The 15,963-nt window shown below is 50.7% G+C and carries 13 protein-coding genes; 12 read left to right on the top strand and 1 reads right to left on the bottom strand.

Features of this window, described 5'->3' with window-relative positions:
• Positions 1-40 precede the first annotated feature (40 nt).
• The 10 genes from DWX62_RS02435 (at position 41) to DWX62_RS02390 (ending at position 11,935) form a co-directional block, all read left to right on the top strand.
• Complete coding sequence (locus DWX62_RS02435) at positions 41-2,056, top strand: TonB-dependent receptor (RefSeq protein ID WP_034526139.1); 2,016 nt, start codon at positions 41-43, stop codon at positions 2,054-2,056.
• A gap of 53 nt (positions 2,057-2,109) precedes the next feature.
• Positions 2,110-3,210: a DUF5074 domain-containing protein gene (locus tag DWX62_RS02430; protein WP_005831744.1), complete on the top strand. Its 1,101-nt coding sequence runs from the start codon at positions 2,110-2,112 to the stop codon at positions 3,208-3,210.
• A gap of 5 nt (positions 3,211-3,215) precedes the next feature.
• Positions 3,216-4,349, top strand: a complete 1,134-nt coding sequence (locus DWX62_RS02425) for an ABC transporter substrate-binding protein (protein WP_120172561.1) — start codon at positions 3,216-3,218, stop codon at positions 4,347-4,349.
• A gap of 81 nt (positions 4,350-4,430) precedes the next feature.
• On the top strand, positions 4,431-5,459 hold the full coding sequence (locus DWX62_RS02420) for an iron ABC transporter permease (RefSeq protein ID WP_117680888.1): 1,029 nt from the start codon (positions 4,431-4,433) through the stop codon (positions 5,457-5,459).
• 233 nt (positions 5,460-5,692) lie between these two features.
• Positions 5,693-6,955, top strand: a complete 1,263-nt coding sequence (locus tag DWX62_RS02415; protein ID WP_117680887.1) for a carboxypeptidase-like regulatory domain-containing protein — start codon at positions 5,693-5,695, stop codon at positions 6,953-6,955.
• Positions 6,956-7,009: 54 nt separating this feature from the next.
• Positions 7,010-7,561 carry an RNA polymerase sigma-70 factor gene (locus DWX62_RS02410; protein WP_120172560.1) on the top strand — a complete coding sequence of 184 codons (552 nt, stop codon included), beginning with the start codon at positions 7,010-7,012 and terminating at the stop codon, positions 7,559-7,561.
• Positions 7,558-8,418, top strand: a complete 861-nt coding sequence (locus tag DWX62_RS02405) for a FecR domain-containing protein (RefSeq protein ID WP_005831732.1) — start codon at positions 7,558-7,560, stop codon at positions 8,416-8,418. The genes DWX62_RS02410 and DWX62_RS02405 overlap by 4 nt, the downstream gene beginning before the upstream one ends.
• On the top strand, positions 8,415-9,968 hold the full coding sequence (locus DWX62_RS02400) for a carboxypeptidase-like regulatory domain-containing protein (protein WP_005831730.1): 1,554 nt from the start codon (positions 8,415-8,417) through the stop codon (positions 9,966-9,968). Before DWX62_RS02405 ends, DWX62_RS02400 begins: the two co-directional genes overlap by 4 nt.
• Before the next feature lie 119 nt (positions 9,969-10,087).
• Positions 10,088-10,264, top strand: a complete 177-nt coding sequence (locus DWX62_RS02395; protein ID WP_005832662.1) for a DUF4250 domain-containing protein — start codon at positions 10,088-10,090, stop codon at positions 10,262-10,264.
• Positions 10,265-10,336: 72 nt separating this feature from the next.
• Positions 10,337-11,935 (top strand): ClC family H(+)/Cl(-) exchange transporter, encoded by a 1,599-nt coding sequence (locus DWX62_RS02390; RefSeq protein WP_008665015.1) that lies wholly within the window; start codon positions 10,337-10,339, stop codon positions 11,933-11,935.
• On the opposite strand, the gene DWX62_RS02385 is transcribed toward DWX62_RS02390, so the two are convergent.
• On the bottom strand, positions 11,932-13,299 hold the full coding sequence (locus tag DWX62_RS02385; protein ID WP_005831725.1) for a TrpB-like pyridoxal phosphate-dependent enzyme: 1,368 nt from the start codon (positions 13,297-13,299) through the stop codon (positions 11,932-11,934). The two genes, DWX62_RS02390 and DWX62_RS02385, sit on opposite strands and share 4 nt — an antisense overlap.
• A gap of 133 nt (positions 13,300-13,432) precedes the next feature.
• Here DWX62_RS02385 and DWX62_RS02380 point away from each other — a divergent pair, with 133 nt between their 5' ends.
• Both DWX62_RS02380 and DWX62_RS02375 read left to right on the top strand, forming a co-directional pair.
• The gene (locus tag DWX62_RS02380) at positions 13,433-15,262 is read left to right on the top strand and encodes a potassium transporter TrkG (protein WP_022401997.1); all 1,830 of its coding nucleotides are present in this window, start codon (positions 13,433-13,435) and stop codon (positions 15,260-15,262) included.
• A 5-nt stretch (positions 15,263-15,267) separates the two neighbouring features.
• Positions 15,268-15,954, top strand: coding sequence for a TrkA family potassium uptake protein (locus DWX62_RS02375; protein WP_005832653.1), 687 nt, complete (start codon positions 15,268-15,270; stop codon positions 15,952-15,954).
• Positions 15,955-15,963 lie beyond the last annotated feature (9 nt).

Genomic DNA, 15,963 nt, shown 5'->3' with positions numbered 1-15,963 from the left:
GGCAGTGCGCAAATGGTTTAAGATAATCTTCATTTATTCTATGTCAGGAAGGACTAAGGTATTACTGGTCTGTGCTGTTTCATTGGGTGCAAGTATACTCCGGCTCTCTGCCCAGGAGGTGGGGGGAGATACGATTACGGGGAAAGTGCATCAGATAGAGAAAGTGACAGTGACAGCACGCAGGTCGCCCAATAAAGTGACTTCTGCCGTACCCATACAGACGATGTCACGGCAGGATATCAGCCAGCTGGGAATACAGAATATGGCAGATGCTGTACGCCGTTTTGCCGGAGCCAATGTAAAGGACTATGGAGGCATTGGAGGACTGAAAACGGTTTCCATACGCAATATGGGAGCAGCCCATACAGCTGTCAGTTATGACGGGGTGGCGGTGAGTAATTGTCAGGCAGGGCAGATAGATATCGGGCGTTTTTCGCTGGACAATGTTTCCATGCTTTCGCTCGCCATCGGGCAGTCGGAGGACTTGTTGCAGTCCGCCCGCTTGTATGCGTCGGCCGGTGTGCTGGGCATAGAGACGGAAAAACCTCATTTTGATGACGGGCGCAATGCCGCTTTTCAGGCACGGGTGCGCGGAGGGTCGTTCGGCATGGTCAGCCCCTCGCTGCGCTGGTGGCAGAAACTGGGCTGCCGTACACGCGTGGCGGTAGATGCCGGTTATATGAGGGCAGACGGTAATTACCCTTTCACGCTGGTCAATGGGAAATACGTGACGGAAGAGAAACGTAACAACTCCGGCATCTATTCCTGGCAGGGCGAAGCTACCTTTTATCATACTTTCAAGGATGACAGCGAACTGGATGTGAAGGGTTATTACTTCTATTCCCGCCGGGGACTTCCAGGGGCGGTTACGCTCTATAATCCCCTTTCCGATGAAACGCTTTGGGATGAGAATACTTTTGTGCAGGCACGTTATAGGAAGCATTTTTCGCCCCGGTGGAGTTTGCAGGCACAGGCAAAGTATAATCATGGCTGGAACCAATATAAGGATGAGGGCAAGGAATATGCCGACGGATATTATCGGGAAAATCACCGGCAAGACGAATATTATATTTCCGCGACCGTTCTCTACCGTCCTTTGGAAGCTTTGACCCTTTCGTTGGCGCAGGATGGGGTGATAAACAAGTTGCGCAACAGTTTGCCGGAATGTCCTTTCCCTACAAGATATACTTCCATCAGTGCCTTCAATGCACGCTACCGGCAAGGATGGCTCACGGCCACGGCTTCGCTGGTGCATACTGCCACTTCGGAGCATGCCGAGAAAGGTACGGTCCCCGATGACTTCCATCGCTTTGCCCCCTCTTTATCAGTCAGTATGCAGCCTTGGCAGGACGAGTCGCTGTATTTCCGGTTGATGTATAAGAGTACGTTCCGTCTGCCCACTTTCAACGACCTCTATTACTACCGGCTGGGCAACCGTAATCTGCGACCCGAGAAGGCAGACGAATATAATGTCGGTATCACATGGAGCAAATCCGGATTGTCTGTGTTCGACTATATCTCCGTTACGCTCGACGGTTACTATAATGATGTGACGGATAAGATTGTGGCTTTTCCCACCACCTATGCGTGGAAGATGGCGAACTACGGCAAGGTGCATGCCGCAGGTGTGGATGCCACTTTGGCGGCAACCGTTCCATTGACGGAGAAAATAAGACTGATTATGTCGGGCGGATATACATGGCAAAAGGCCATTGACCTGACCGATTCCGACGCGAAGAACTATAAGGACCAATTGCCTTATACTCCTCTTCATAGCGGAAACGCGTCCGCCATTGTAGAAACGCCGTGGGTGAATGTGGGCTACTCGGCGGTAGGAGTGGGAAAGCGTTACTATTTGTCGCAGAACATTCCGGAGAATGAGATTGAGGGCTATCTGGAGCATACGATGAGCCTCTCTCATGAGTTTGCTTTGGGCGGTTGCCGGCTTCTGTTGCAGGCCGAGATTATAAATCTGACCGATGAACAGTATGACGTGATAAAATATTATCCTATGCCGGGTCGTTCGTGGCGGTTGACGGGTACTTTCAAGTTTTGAATAATCTATTTATGAACAACAAAAACTAATTATAAACAATAACAACTGTGATTATGAAAGTAAGAAGTTTATTATTCGGTATGCTCTGCATGCTTGCTTTGGGTGCCTCTTTGGCATCTTGTAGTGACGACGATGACGATTCTCTGGATGACGGCGGGTCGAAGGTGACACTGCCGCAGACGCGTGTTTATATTCTGAATGAGGGTGGTTGGGGAGCTAATAACGCAAGACTTGCCTTTTATGCACCCAATAAGGATGCGGATTTCATCAGTGATATTTACCAGACTCAAAACAACGCCAAGTTGGGTGACCTTGGTCAGAGTATGATTGAGTATGAAGATGAAATATATATAGCTGTAAGTGGTTCCAATTATCTGACTAAGCTGAATGCTGCGGGTGTGGAGTTGAAACGTGTTTCGTTTGTAGACGACAACGACCTCAGTGCAGGCATTCGTTATATCGATGCTGAGGATGGATATATCTATGCTTCCTTCTACGGAGGAGCTGTAGCTAAAATCAATGCGAAAACGTTGGAGGTAGTGGATAAATTGACCGGACTTGGCGACAATCTGGAAGGTGTGGCAATCTGCGAGGATATGCTTTATGTGGCGAATAGCTGTACTGCTGATTGGAGCACTTATCACAATGACGTAAAGGTGATAGATTTGCGTACTTTCAAGTTGAAAGAGACGTTGACGGTAGGTTTGAACCCCAATGCTTTGGTTGAAGAGGATGATAAGGTTTTTTTGATTTCATGGGGTAATTATGTTGATATTGGCTATTCATTACAGATGATAGACCCTGCTGCCAACAATAAGGTGACGGAATTAGGCAGTGCCACCCGTATGTGTGCTACTGATGATATTCTCTATTTGACTTATTCAAATTACACCAATCCTACCGCTTCTTTTTTTACTTATAATATAAAGACTGGAAAGATGGATGAAGCTTCTTTCTTGAAGGATATACCGGAAAAGTTGAAAACTTCTACGATTTATATGTTGGAAGTAAATGATAATAACGGTGATTTCTATATTGGTACTTCTGAATATACCACGAACGGCACCATTTATCGTTTCAAGAAAGACGGTACCTTTATAGAGCAGTTCGATGCAGGAGGTATGAATCCTAATTCTGCTATCTTCTTCAATTAATATCAATGAAAAGAAATAGTTTACTTATCTGTCTGTTCGCAGTCCTGTTTCTTTCCTCCTGCGGGGGAAGGAGCAAGACTGCCTCTGCTTTGGCCAACGGTGACACCATTCCCTTACGTTATGCAGAGAATCTTACCTTAATGTCCTATCCCGGCTATACCCTTGCCACCTTGCGCAATCCTTGGGATACGTTGCACACGCTACATACCTATATACTGGTCCCGAAAGACCGCGAACTCCCGGCACATCTTCCGGCAGGTACTGTGGTACGTACCCCACTCTCCAAATCAGTCATCTACTCTTCCGTCCACTGCGGACTGATGGATAATCTGGGTGTGTTTGGTAGCATCGGCGGTGTCTGTGACTTGAAGTACATCAAACTACCCGCCGTGCACGAAGCCTGCCGCCGGGGTGCCATCGCCGATTGTGGCGACGGTATGAATCCCGATATGGAGCGCATCATCGACCTGCATCCCGATGCCATCCTTCTGTCTCCGTTCGAGAACAGTGGCGGTTATGGCCGTATCGAGAAACTGGATATTCCCATCATCGAATGTGCCGACTACATGGAAACCTCCGCTTTGGGACGTGCCGAGTGGATGCGTTTCTACGGACTGCTCTTCGGGGTTGCGCCACAAGCCGACAGCCTTTTTGCTGAAGTGGACAGTTGTTACCAACGCCTCAAGATGCGTGCGCAACTTTCATCCACCTCGTTCTCCGTTGTCAGTGAGTTGAAAAGTGGCTCGGCATGGTACGTACCGGGAGGGCGTAGCACCATAGGAAGGCTTTTTCAGGATGCTTGCGGGCGTTACGCCTTTGCCGACGATACCCACAGCGGCTCTGTTCCTCTGGCTTTCGAGACCGTTTTCGACAAGGCGGGCGATGCCGACGTCTGGCTGGTGAAGTTCAACCGCGACCGCGACATGAGCTATGCTGATTTGGAGGCGGATTATATCGGCTACACCGGTTTTAAGGCTTTCAAGGCCCGGAATGTCTATGGTTGTAATACGGCAAAAGTTCCTTTCTATGAGGAGACTCCGTTCCGTCCCGATTATTTGTTATCCGATCTGATACAGATTCTGCATCCCGAAATAGGAGATTTGGGAGGCTTGCGCTATTTTTGCAGACTGAAAGAGTGATGAACACAGAGATACGGAACTTTTGTGAAAGTAATAGAAAACTCTGTGCCTCCGTGTCTCTGTGTGCTAAATAATGTAACTATGAGTAAAGGCTGGAAATATGGTATCGGGTTGGGAGTAGTAATCTTATTGCTTTTTGCGGGCAATCTGCTGGTGGGGTCGGTTTCGATTCCGCCTGCCGATGTTTTCCGTATCCTGCTCGGTGGAGAGGGGGAGAAGGCAGGCTGGAGCTTCATTCTTTGGGAATCCCGTTTGCCCCAAGCGCTGACGGCGCTGCTTTGCGGTGGCGCATTGGCTGTCTGCGGACTGATGTTGCAGACGGCTTTCAAGAATCCGCTGGCAGGACCATCCATTCTGGGCATCAACGCCGGGGCAAGTCTGGGAGTGGCCTTCGTCATGCTGCTGTTTGGCGGCAGCATCACGGCAGGGGCGTTCAGTCTGTCCGGCTTCTTCTCCGTACTGCTTGGCGCATTTATCGGAGCCATGCTGATTATGGCACTTATCCTTTTCTTTTCCACGCTGATAAAGAGCAATATCATGCTGCTGATAACGGGTATCATGATAGGCTACATCGCTTCTTCGGCCATTGCCCTGCTGAACTTCTTTGCTACGGCAGAGGGGGTGCAGTCCTATATGATATGGGGGCTGGGCAACTTCGGTGGAGTTTCCCTACAGCAGATGCCGGCCTTTGCGCTGGTCACCATTGTGGGACTGTTCGGCTCATTATTGTTGATAAAGCCCCTGAACGCCTTGTTGCTGGGAGAGCGCTATGCCGAAAATCTAGGTGTAAATATCTGCCGTGTGCGCAACTGGCTTTTGATTATCACCGGGCTCTTGACGGCTGTCACCACCGCCTTCTGTGGCCCAGTCGCTTTTATCGGTCTGGCCGTGCCGCATGTGGCCCGCATGATATTGGGGACAGCCAATCACAATTCCCTATTGCCGGTCACCATCCTGAGTGGCGGTGCAGTGGCACTGCTTTGCAACCTGATTTGCGTCATGCCCGGCGAAGCGGGTATTATCCCCTTGAATGCCGTCACGCCCATTATCGGTGCGCCGGTCATCATCTACGTTATTCTGAGCCAGCGGAAGCCTCAGCAATTCAACTAAGCTATTGCCAACAGCTTGACAAGGTTTTGCCTTACTATTGGCAAGACTTTGCCACCGCGTTGGCAAACTTTTGCCATAGGCATGGCAAAGTTTTGCCAAACCTATGGCAATGTCTTGGCAAAATTTCTCTCTGATTATCAACGTACTACTTTTTTGGTGTTTTTCTCTCCATTCCATAGGGTTTTATCTTTCTTACCGCTCTTATTAATAGAAACCCCTTAAAAACATGCCTTATGAAAAACTTTGTAGGATTTACACTTGGGTGTTTGTTTGTATTCTTATCTTCGGGTATCACCCCGTTGATGGCGCAGGACGCGGCAGTGAACGAGCTCGTCATCACTGGTACGGTCAAGAACAAGGACAGCAGGAAGAAACTCGAAAACGTGAACGTCTCTGTTGTCGGCAACAATATCGGAACGGTGACCAATGCCGACGGCACATTCTCCTTGAAAGTAGCGGAAGCGGAAGCTTTCCGTGGACTGGAAGTCTCCCATATCGGCTATCTCACTACACACCTCTCTCTGGAAGAACTTGAAAAAACGGGCGAGCTGACCATCTGGATGATACCGGCTCCCAATCTTTTGAGCGAGATTGTGGTCTATGGCAATAACCCCCGCGTCATAGTGGAAGAGGCCATCAAGAAAATTCCAGTAAACTATTCTGGCAATGACAACATGTTGACCGCCTTCTATCGGGAAACCGTGCAGAAGCGCCGTCGCTATATCAGCGTATCCGAGGCAGTGATGGATGTCTATAAGACGGATTATAACTCCCGCGATGTAGACCGCGACAAGGTGCAGCTGCTGAAGGGCCGCCGCCTGCTGAGCCAAAAGCAGAGTGACACGCTGGCTGTGAAAGTGGTGGGAGGCCCCAATCTGTCCCTTTATCTGGACATTGTGAAGAATGGCGATGCACTGTTGAGCACGGACAATCTGGACTATTATGAATTCCGTATGGAGGACCCCGTCAATCTGGATAACCGCATGCAGTATGTGGTCAGCTTCCGTCCGCGGGTCAGCCTGATGTATGCCTTGTTCATCGGGAAACTGTATATAGACTACGAACGGCTTTCCTTTACACGTGCCGAGTTTGGCCTGGACATGGCAAACCGGGTGAAGGCAGTGGAGGCCATTCTGCATAAGAAGCCCGTCGGCTTACGGTTCCGCCCGCAGGAAGTCACCTATCTGGTGACCTACAAGCAGCAGGGGGCCAAGACTTACCTGAACTATATACGGAATGTCATCCGCTTTAAATGCGACTGGAAAAAAAGGCTGTTCTCCTCCAGCTACACCGCTTTTTCCGAAATGGTGGTGACCGACAGGACGGAAAGCCCTCTCTCCGGTATCTCCAACAAGAATACCTTCAAACGGAAGCAGGTATTCTACGACCTGGTGGATGAGTATTGGAACGAAGACTTCTGGAGGAATTACAATATCATAGAACCTACGGAATCCCTGGAGAATGCAGTCAGTAAATTGCGGAAGCAATCCAATTGATTATCTGATAGTTTTCTTTATCTTTGTAGAAGATAAGCTGTACCTCAACATAGTATGCTGAATGAACTGATGATACTGGCCAGAATAAAGGAGGGCGATATAAAGGCGTTCGAAGGAATCTTCCGCCGGTATTATTCCCCCCTTTGCTGGTATGCTGCGGGCATCACGGGTGATACGGCGTCCGCCGAGGAAATTGTGGAGGAGCTGTTCTACGTGCTGTGGAAGAATCGGGAGCGGTTACAAGTATTCCAGTCCGTGAAAAGCTATCTCTACCGTTCTGTGAGGAATGAAGCCGTGCAGTTTTGTGAGCATCAGGAGGTCAAGGAGCGCTATCGGGCATCTGTCCGTACGGAGTCCGGGCCGGGCTATTCGTCCGACCCCCACGCGCATTTGGAGTACGAGGAACTACGGACTCTCATCCGGCATACGCTCGACAAGCAGCCCCGGCGCCGGCAGCAGATTTTCAGGATGCACCGCATGGAGGGGAAGAAATATGCAGAGATTGCCTTGTCGCTTTCGTTGTCCGTCAAGACGGTGGAAGCGGAAATGACCAAGGTACTCCGAACCTTACGAAATGAAATTGATAATTATATCCGGACACAATGATGGAAGTAGATAAAAAGAAGACAAGGACCGACGAGGCATGGGTACGGCTTTATGCCCGCTTCGAAACGGACTGCCTGCTGCCGGCAGATGCGGAACACGCTTCGGCAACGCACCGCAGGCTTTACCTCAAGTGGGGGAGCGTTTCGGCAGCCGTGATTGCCGGAATCGTATGTTTTGCCGCATGGTGGGCCGTACCGGAACAAGGTGGGGACAGTCGTAGCTTGCTGACGGAGGAGAACCGGGAGAAGCCCACACTGGTCAAGACCCTTGAAGACGGTTCGGTGGTATATCTGGCGCAGGAAAGCACGCTGAAGTATCCTGAACATTTTGCGGAAGACAAGCGGGAAGTGAACCTGCAGGGCGAAGCCTTCTTTGATGTGGCAAAGAAACCCGAGCAGGCTTTTACGATTGAGACGGCAAGGGTGCGTGTGGAGGTACTGGGCACGGCTTTCAATGTCAGGAGCAATGAAGGGGTCCCCTTCAGCTTGTCCGTGAAGCGCGGGAAGGTGAAGGTGCTGCTGAAACAAGAGGAACAGACGGTCTTTGTAGAGGCGGGAGAAACGGTTATCTTGCAGGGGGGCAGTCTGCTCGTCAGCGAGACGGAGAATCCGGAGCTCTTTGACCGCTACACCAGCAACATCCGTTTCAAGGACGAGTGCCTGGAGGATGTGCTGCGTGCCATCAATAAGGAGTCTGCCGGCTGGCAGATAGAAGCCGCGTCGCCAACCCTGGGCAAACGGCGGCTGACGGTCGAATTTTCGAATAACTCCCCGGAGTCTGTGGCCGAGCTGATATGCTGGACGTTCGACTTGAAGTGTACACGTCAGGGCAATAGACTGATATTGTCGGAACAATGAATTCAATGAAATGCTTCATTCTCCATTTGCCACTCTTCATTTTCTTCCTGGCAGGCAGTGCAAGAGCGGACGGAGGCGATGTGCTGGACCGCATCGTCCGGCTGCCTGGAATGAAGGGAACGGTTTATGCGCTGTTGGGGAAAGTCTCGGAGCAGTCCGGCTATCTGTTTATCTATGATAGTAAGGTCATCCATAACGACTCAGTGGTGAGGGTCAGGAAGCAGGAGTGTTCCGTGAGGCAGGCCATTCATAGGATAACCGGCAGCCGGAACCTCGAATTGAAGGTATTAGGCAACCATATATTGATAACACGGGCGGCAGAAAGGAAGAGTATGGAAGAAACGGTACCCCTGCCGCCCCGACCGGCATATTCCACCATTGCCGGAATCCTGCTGGACAAGGAGACGGGAGAGCCCGTCGTCAGTGCGTCGGTCATCGCACAAGGAACCTCACTGGGTAACATTACCAACCAGAACGGTGAATTCCGGCTCAACCTGCCCGACTCGTTGAGGCGCTGCATGCTCTCCTTCTCCCATCTGGGTTATGTGGGGCAAACGGTGGAAGCCTCTGCTTTGGAAGGACGCAGCAATGTCCTGAGCCTTGAGCCGAAAGTCATTTCCTTGCAAGAAGTGCTTATCCGCTTGGTGGAGCCTAAAAAGCTGCTTCGCGAGATGATAGAGCACCGGGATAGGAACTGCTCCACTTCTCCGGTCTATCTGACCACCTTCTACCGGGAAGGTGTACAACTGAAGAACAAGTTCCAGAGCCTGACGGAGGCCGTTTTCAAGGTCTACAAATCACCGACGATGGAACCCGGACAGAAAGACCAGGTGAAACTGCTCAAGATGAGCAAGATAGATAACCGGGAGCAGACGGACAGTGTGCTTGCCAAAATCAGCTCCGGGGTGGAGGCATGTCTGCAGTTGGACATCATGAAGAATCTTCCAGACTTCCTCTTGCTGGAATCCGGCGAGGAACTTTATACCTATACTTCGGGCGACATCGTATCGGTGGACGACCGTACTGCCAACGTCGTCTATTTTGAGCAGAAACGTGGGGTAAAGGAGCCTTTGTTCTGCGGAGAACTCTATATAGACTCGGAGAACAGCGCCTTGCTGCGTGCCCGCTTCGAGATTCATCCCCGGTATGTGAAGGCCGCCACACGGCTTTTCGTGATACGCCAGGCTCCGAAAATCAGGCTGACAACGGAGAAACTTGTCTATACCGTCTCATACAAACCCTGGAACGGTACCTATTATGTCCACCACATCCGTGGCGACCTTTACTTCAAGATGAAGAGAAAACGCATGCTCTTCAGTAATCCCACTCTGTATACCTGGTTCGAGATGGTGACCTGCCGGATTGACGGGGAGAACGTGACGCGCTTCCCGCGTGCGGAACGGCTGCCGGTGCATACCGTCTTCTCTGAAACCGACTTCAAGTATGATGCCGATTTCTGGGGCGACTTTAATGTGATTCCGCTGGAAGAGGAGCTTGGCAAGATTATCGAGAAGGTCTCCCTGAAGATAGAGCAGACGGAAGCTCCGTAAACATGGCCCTCAATCGTTTGCGGCGGGTAGGTTGTATATTCCACACTAAAATTATCTCTATTTTGTTTTTTTATTGTAATTTTGTCCCCGGTATTAGTTTAAATTTAAAGATTGTAACTATGAGATTACCTGAGGACCCGGTGATGCTGTACAGCTTCATCAACATGAAACTGCGTGATTTCTATCCTTCGCTGGACGCGCTCTGCGAGGATATGAACGTAGAGAAAGAGGACATTGTACGAAAATTGAAGCTCGTGGGATTTGAGTATAATCCTGCAAAGAACAGATTTTGGTAAATAATGTTTCTGTATAAAACAACTCCCGTTGCTTGTTGTTGTAAAGCGCAAGTTAACGGGAGTTGTTTTGTTATGGAACTATGGGATAAGGCAGAACGTCTTTGGACGAGGGTCAAGAACTGGAAAACAGTACGCGGCTGGCACATCTGGAAGTTGAAGCTGGTGGATGCCCGGCTGTATTTCGTCAGCATGTTCGTCGGTTTGCTGACGGGACTGGTCGCTGTACCCTATCACTATCTTCTCTATTATCTGTTCCACCTCCGCAGTGGTTTCTTCGCTTCGCATCCGGCCTGGTACTGGCACATTCCACTCTTTCTGTTTTCTTGGGGCATTCTCGTCTTCGTCATGTGGCTCGTGGGGAAAATGCCGCTTATCGGTGGGGGAGGTATTCCGCAGACACGCGGCGTGATTAACGGGCGCATCACTTACCGGCATCCTTTCATCGAGATGGTATCCAAGTTTGTAGGGGGCATTCTGTCCTTCTCGGCGGGGCTGTCTTTGGGACGCGAAGGGCCTTCCGTGCAGATAGGCTCTTATGTGGGTAGCCTGGTATCTCGCTGGACCCATATCCTGAAAGGCGAACAGAAACAGTTGCTGGCAGCCGGGGCGGGAGCGGGGCTCGCTGCGGCTTTTGCAGCGCCACTGGCTTCCTCGCTCATTGTAATAGAATCCATTGAACGCTTCGATGCCCCTAAGACGGCCATCACTACCTTGCTGGCGGGTGTTGTGGCAGGAGCCGTGGCAAGCATGGTCTTTCCCGTGAATCCTTACCATCTGATAGAAGTAACGGAACCGGTTTTCGCCTTCTTTGTCCAGATGAAGTATTTCTTGATATTGGCGGTGATTGTCTCCGTATGCGGGAAGTTCTACTCCTCCACCATGAATGCTTTCAGGCATGTGTATGCCAAAGTCAATTCTCCGGCGTATGTCAAGATGTTCTATCTGGTGCTGGTGGCCTACATCATTTCGCTGATGCAGGTCAATCTGACTGGAGGCGGGGAGCAGTTTCTGCTGGCCCAGGCACAGAACGGCAGTACGCAGATTATGTGGGTGACGGCTGTCATGTTGCTGCATTTCGTCTTTTCCGTTTTCTCTGTCTCTTCCGGATTGCCGGGCGGCAGTTTCATTCCGACGCTGGTTACGGGAGGGTTGTTGGGACAGATTGTCGGTCTGGTAGGAGTGAGGTACGGTGTCATCGGGCAAGAGAATGTCAGTTATATCATGCTTGTTTCCATGTCGGCTTTTCTGGTGGCCGTGGTCCGTACACCGCTCACGGCCATTGTGCTGATTACGGAGATTACGGGGCATTTTGAGGTCTTTTACCCTTCGGTGGTTGTTGGTGGGTTGACCTACTATTTTACGGAACTTCTGCAAATGAAGCCTTCCAACGTCTCCCTCTATGAAGATATGATTCATGCTCCCGATTTTAAAGAAGAGAAACGCTATACGCTTTCAGTGGAGATTATGACGGATTCTTATCTGGACGGGAAACTGGTGGACGAACTGTCCCTGCCGGAGCGTTGCGTCATTATCAATGTACATCGGGATGGAAAAAATCTGGTCCCCGCAGGAACTCGTTTGATTCCGGGGGACCAGGTACAGATTGAGATGGACTCGCAGGACATAGAGAAACTCTATGAACCGCTTGTCAGTATGGCGAATATCTATTAAGCCAGATTGCCTATCTCGTCCAGATTCTTCTGGATGTCGGCATCCGTCAGCTCGTAATTCACTAAATCGCCGGACAAATACTTGTCGTAGGATGCCATGTCGATAAGTCCGTGACCGGAAAGGTTGAACAGAATCACCTTCTCTTCACCCGTTTCCTTGCATTTGTTTGCTTCGCGGATGGTGGCGGCAATGGCATGGCAGGACTCGGGGGCGGGGATGATGCCCTCTGCTTGCGCAAACAGACAACCGGCGTCGAATGATTCGAGCTGCTTGATGTCCACCGCTTCCATATAACCGTCTTTCAGCAGTTGTGATACGATGACACCTGCACCGTGATAGCGTAGGCCGCCGGCATGGATATTGGCAGGGGCAAAGTTGTGTCCCAGTGTAAACATGGGCAGCAACGGAGTGTATCCGGCCTCGTCGCCGAAGTCGTATTGGAATTTGCCGCGTGTCAGCTTCGGACATGAGGCAGGTTCGGCGGCGACAAAGCGTGTTTTCTTTCCTTCGAGGATGTTGTGGCGCATGAAGGGGAAGGCGATACCGCCAAAGTTGGAACCTCCTCCGAAGCAGGCGATGACGGTGTCGGGATATTCACCCGCCATTTCCATCTGCTTTTCGGCTTCCAGTCCGATGACGGTCTGGTGCAGGGCCACGTGGCTCAATACGGAGCCGAGGGTATATTTGCAGTTGGGAGTGGTCTGTGCCAGCTCTATGGCTTCGGAAATGGCTGTTCCCAGCGAGCCCTGATAGTTGGGATGGGCGGTCAGTATATCTTTTCCGGCGCGGGTAGACATGGAGGGAGACGGGGTAACCTGCGCACCGAATGTCTGCATGATGCTGCGGCGGTAGGGCTTTTGCTCGTAACTGATTTTTACCTGATAGACAGCGGCTTCCAGTCCGAAGAGGCGGGCGGCATATGCCAGGGAAGCTCCCCATTGTCCGGCACCGGTTTCGGTGGTCACGTTAGTCACTCCCTCCTGCTTGCAATAGTATGCCTGTGGGATGGCGGAGTTCAGCTTGTGCGAGCCCATCGGGCTGACGCTCTCGTTCTTGAAGTAGATATGTGCCGGTGTGCCGAGCGCTTTCTCCAATCCATAAGCGCGCACTAGCGGAGTGCTGCGGTAGTATTTGTACATTTCGCGGACCTCTTCGGGGATTTCAATCCACGTGTCAGTCTGATTCAGTTCCTGGCGGCAGAGTTCCTCGGCAAAGATGGGATACAAGTCTTCTGCTTTCAGCGGTTGCTTGGTGCCGGGGTGAAGCGGTGGCATGGGCTTGTTCACCATATCGGCTTGTATGTTATACCAGTACTGTGGGATTTCCTCTTCCGGGAGAATGAATCTTTTCTTTTTGTTGCTCATAGTGGTTAAAATTATTAATAATTCAATGCCCAAATGTAGCTATTATTTTTGAACCAATTTCTTTTTCCTTTTGTTTTTTGTATATCAAGGTATATTTGTCTAAGTTTGCCGCGTTTCATTAATCGATGCATTTATGAAGATTTATCATAAATTCCTTTTGTATCAAAATAAATGGATTCACCCTTACGTACGGATGACAGTGGGAGTAATGACTTCCATCACTTATTTGGCCTCCATCCTGCTGATTGTCGGCGTGGTCTATGAGCATGGCTTTACGATTTCAGAGGTCGAGGCGCATCAGCTCCAACGCTTGTACCATGGGGTGTGGATTGTTTTTCTGGTAGATGTCACCCTTCGCATTTTGCTGGAATACAAGGATACCCGGCGCACCTTCAGTAAGCTCACCTGGATACTGACCATTCTGCTCTATCTGACTCTTATCCCGGTCATTTTCCATCGTCCGGAGGAGGAGGGCGCCATCTTGCAGTTCTGGGAATTTCTGCATGGCAAGGCCTATCATCTTGTCCTGCTGCTGGTGTTTTCCTTTTTCAGCCTTTCCAACGGGCTGGTACGGTTGCTGGGGCGGCGTACGAACCCTTCGCTTATTCTGGCTGCAAGTTTCCTGATAATCATAATGATAGGCACGGGGCTGTTGATGTTGCCGCGCTGCACGGTGAACGGCATATCGTGGGTCGACTCGCTGTTCATATCCACCAGTGCGGTGTGCGTCACGGGGCTGACGTCTGTCGATGTGGCGTCCACTTTTACCCCGACCGGTTTTGTGGTAATCATTCTGCTGATTCAGATAGGCGGTCTGGGAGTGATGACACTGACGAGCTTCTTTGCCATGTTCTTCATGGGTAATACCTCGTTGTACAATCAGTTGGTGGTGCGCGACATGGTGAGTTCCAATTCCTTAAATTCCCTGCTCTCCACCCTGGTCTATATTCTGGCCTTTACGCTGGTGATTGAAGGAATAGGGATGCTTGCTATCTGGGGAGACATCCACGGGACGATGGGGATGGACCTTCAGGAAGAGCTGGCCTTTTCCGCTTTTCATGCCATTTCCGCTTTCTGCAATGCGGGATTCTCCACGTTGCCCGGAAATCTGGGTAATCCGTTGGTGATGACGGGGCACAACCCGTTCTTCATCTATATATCTCTGCTGATTATTCTGGGGGGTATCGGTTTCCCCATACTGGTGAATTTCAAGGATATTATTCTTTACCATCTGCGTCGTCTGTGGCACTTTCTGCGTACGTGGCATTGGGACGGCAAGCGTTTTTACCATCTGTACAACCTGAATACAAAGATTGTACTGATAGTCACCTTCCTGCTGCTGGTACTGGGCACGGTGGGCATTGCTGTCTTTGAGTGGAATGCCGCCTTCGCCGGCATGTCGGTGGCCGACAAGTGGACGCAGGCGTTTTTCAATGCCACGTGTCCCCGTACGGCAGGCTTTACCAGTGTGGACTTGGCAGGCTTGGGGGTACAGACATTGCTTATATATCTGTTTCTGATGTGGGTGGGAGGCGGTTCACAGTCTACGGCAGGCGGTATCAAGGTAAATGCCTTTGCGGTAGTGGTGCTGAATCTGGTGGCTGTGTTGCGCGGCACGGAACGGGTAGAGGTGTTTGGCCGTGAGCTGTCACATGATTCCATCCGTCGTTCCAATGCCACGGTGGTGATGTCGTTCGGCGTCTTGTTGCTGTTTGTTTTCATCATCAGTATGCTGGAGCCGGGTACGTCGCTTTTGGCCATTACCTTCGAGTGTGTGTCGGCATTGAGCACGGTGGGGTCCAGTTTGAACCTTACCCCACGGTTGGGAGACGACAGCAAGCTGCTGGTGGCACTGCTGATGTTTGTGGGGCGTGTGGGACTAATTACGCTGATGCTTGGCATCATCAAGCAGAAGAAGCATACGAAGTATCAGTATCCGAGTGGTCAGATTATAATCAATTAAATAAGATGAAGTATATTATTATCGGTTTAGGGAATTATGGTCACGTGCTGGCAGAAGAGCTTTCTGCACTGGGGCACGAAGTGATAGGTGCGGACGTGAGCGTCGGCCGGGTGGATAGTCTGAAGGAAAAGATTGCCACAGCCTTTGTCATCGACGCTACGGACGAGCAGGCCTTGTCCGTGTTGCCGCTGAACAGTGTGGATGTGGTGATTGTTGCCATCGGCGAGAATTTCGGTGCATCCATCCGTGTAGTGGCTTTGCTGAAGCAGAAGAAGGTGCAGCATATCTATGCCCGCGCCATTGACGCTGTCCACCGTTCCGTACTCGAGGCTTTTGAGCTGGAACGCATTCTTACTCCCGAGGAGGATGCCGCACGCGGACTGGTACAGTTGCTGGAATTCGGTGCCGATATGGAGACCTTCCGCGTGGCACCGGATTATTATGTAGTCAAGTTCACCGTTCCGGACAGGTTCATTGGCTATTATGCCAATGAATTGAATCTCGATAAGGAGTTTGGCCTGAAGATGCTCGCCTTGAAACGTGCCGAGACTTTGAAGAATTGCCTGGGCGTCTCGTATGTGCAACACAATGTACTGAACGAACTGCCGGAAAATGACCAGATACAAGCCGGCGACCAGTTAGTGTGCTACGGACGGTATAAGGATTTCCAGAAGTTCTGGAAAGCACTATGATAATTGGTA

This window comes from Bacteroides sp. AF20-13LB, assembly GCF_003603065.1.
Classification (GTDB): Bacteria; Bacteroidota; Bacteroidia; order Bacteroidales; family Bacteroidaceae; genus Bacteroides; species Bacteroides uniformis.
Note: the sequence above shows the minus strand (reverse complement) of the source record. Positions and strands in the feature narration are given on the sequence as shown.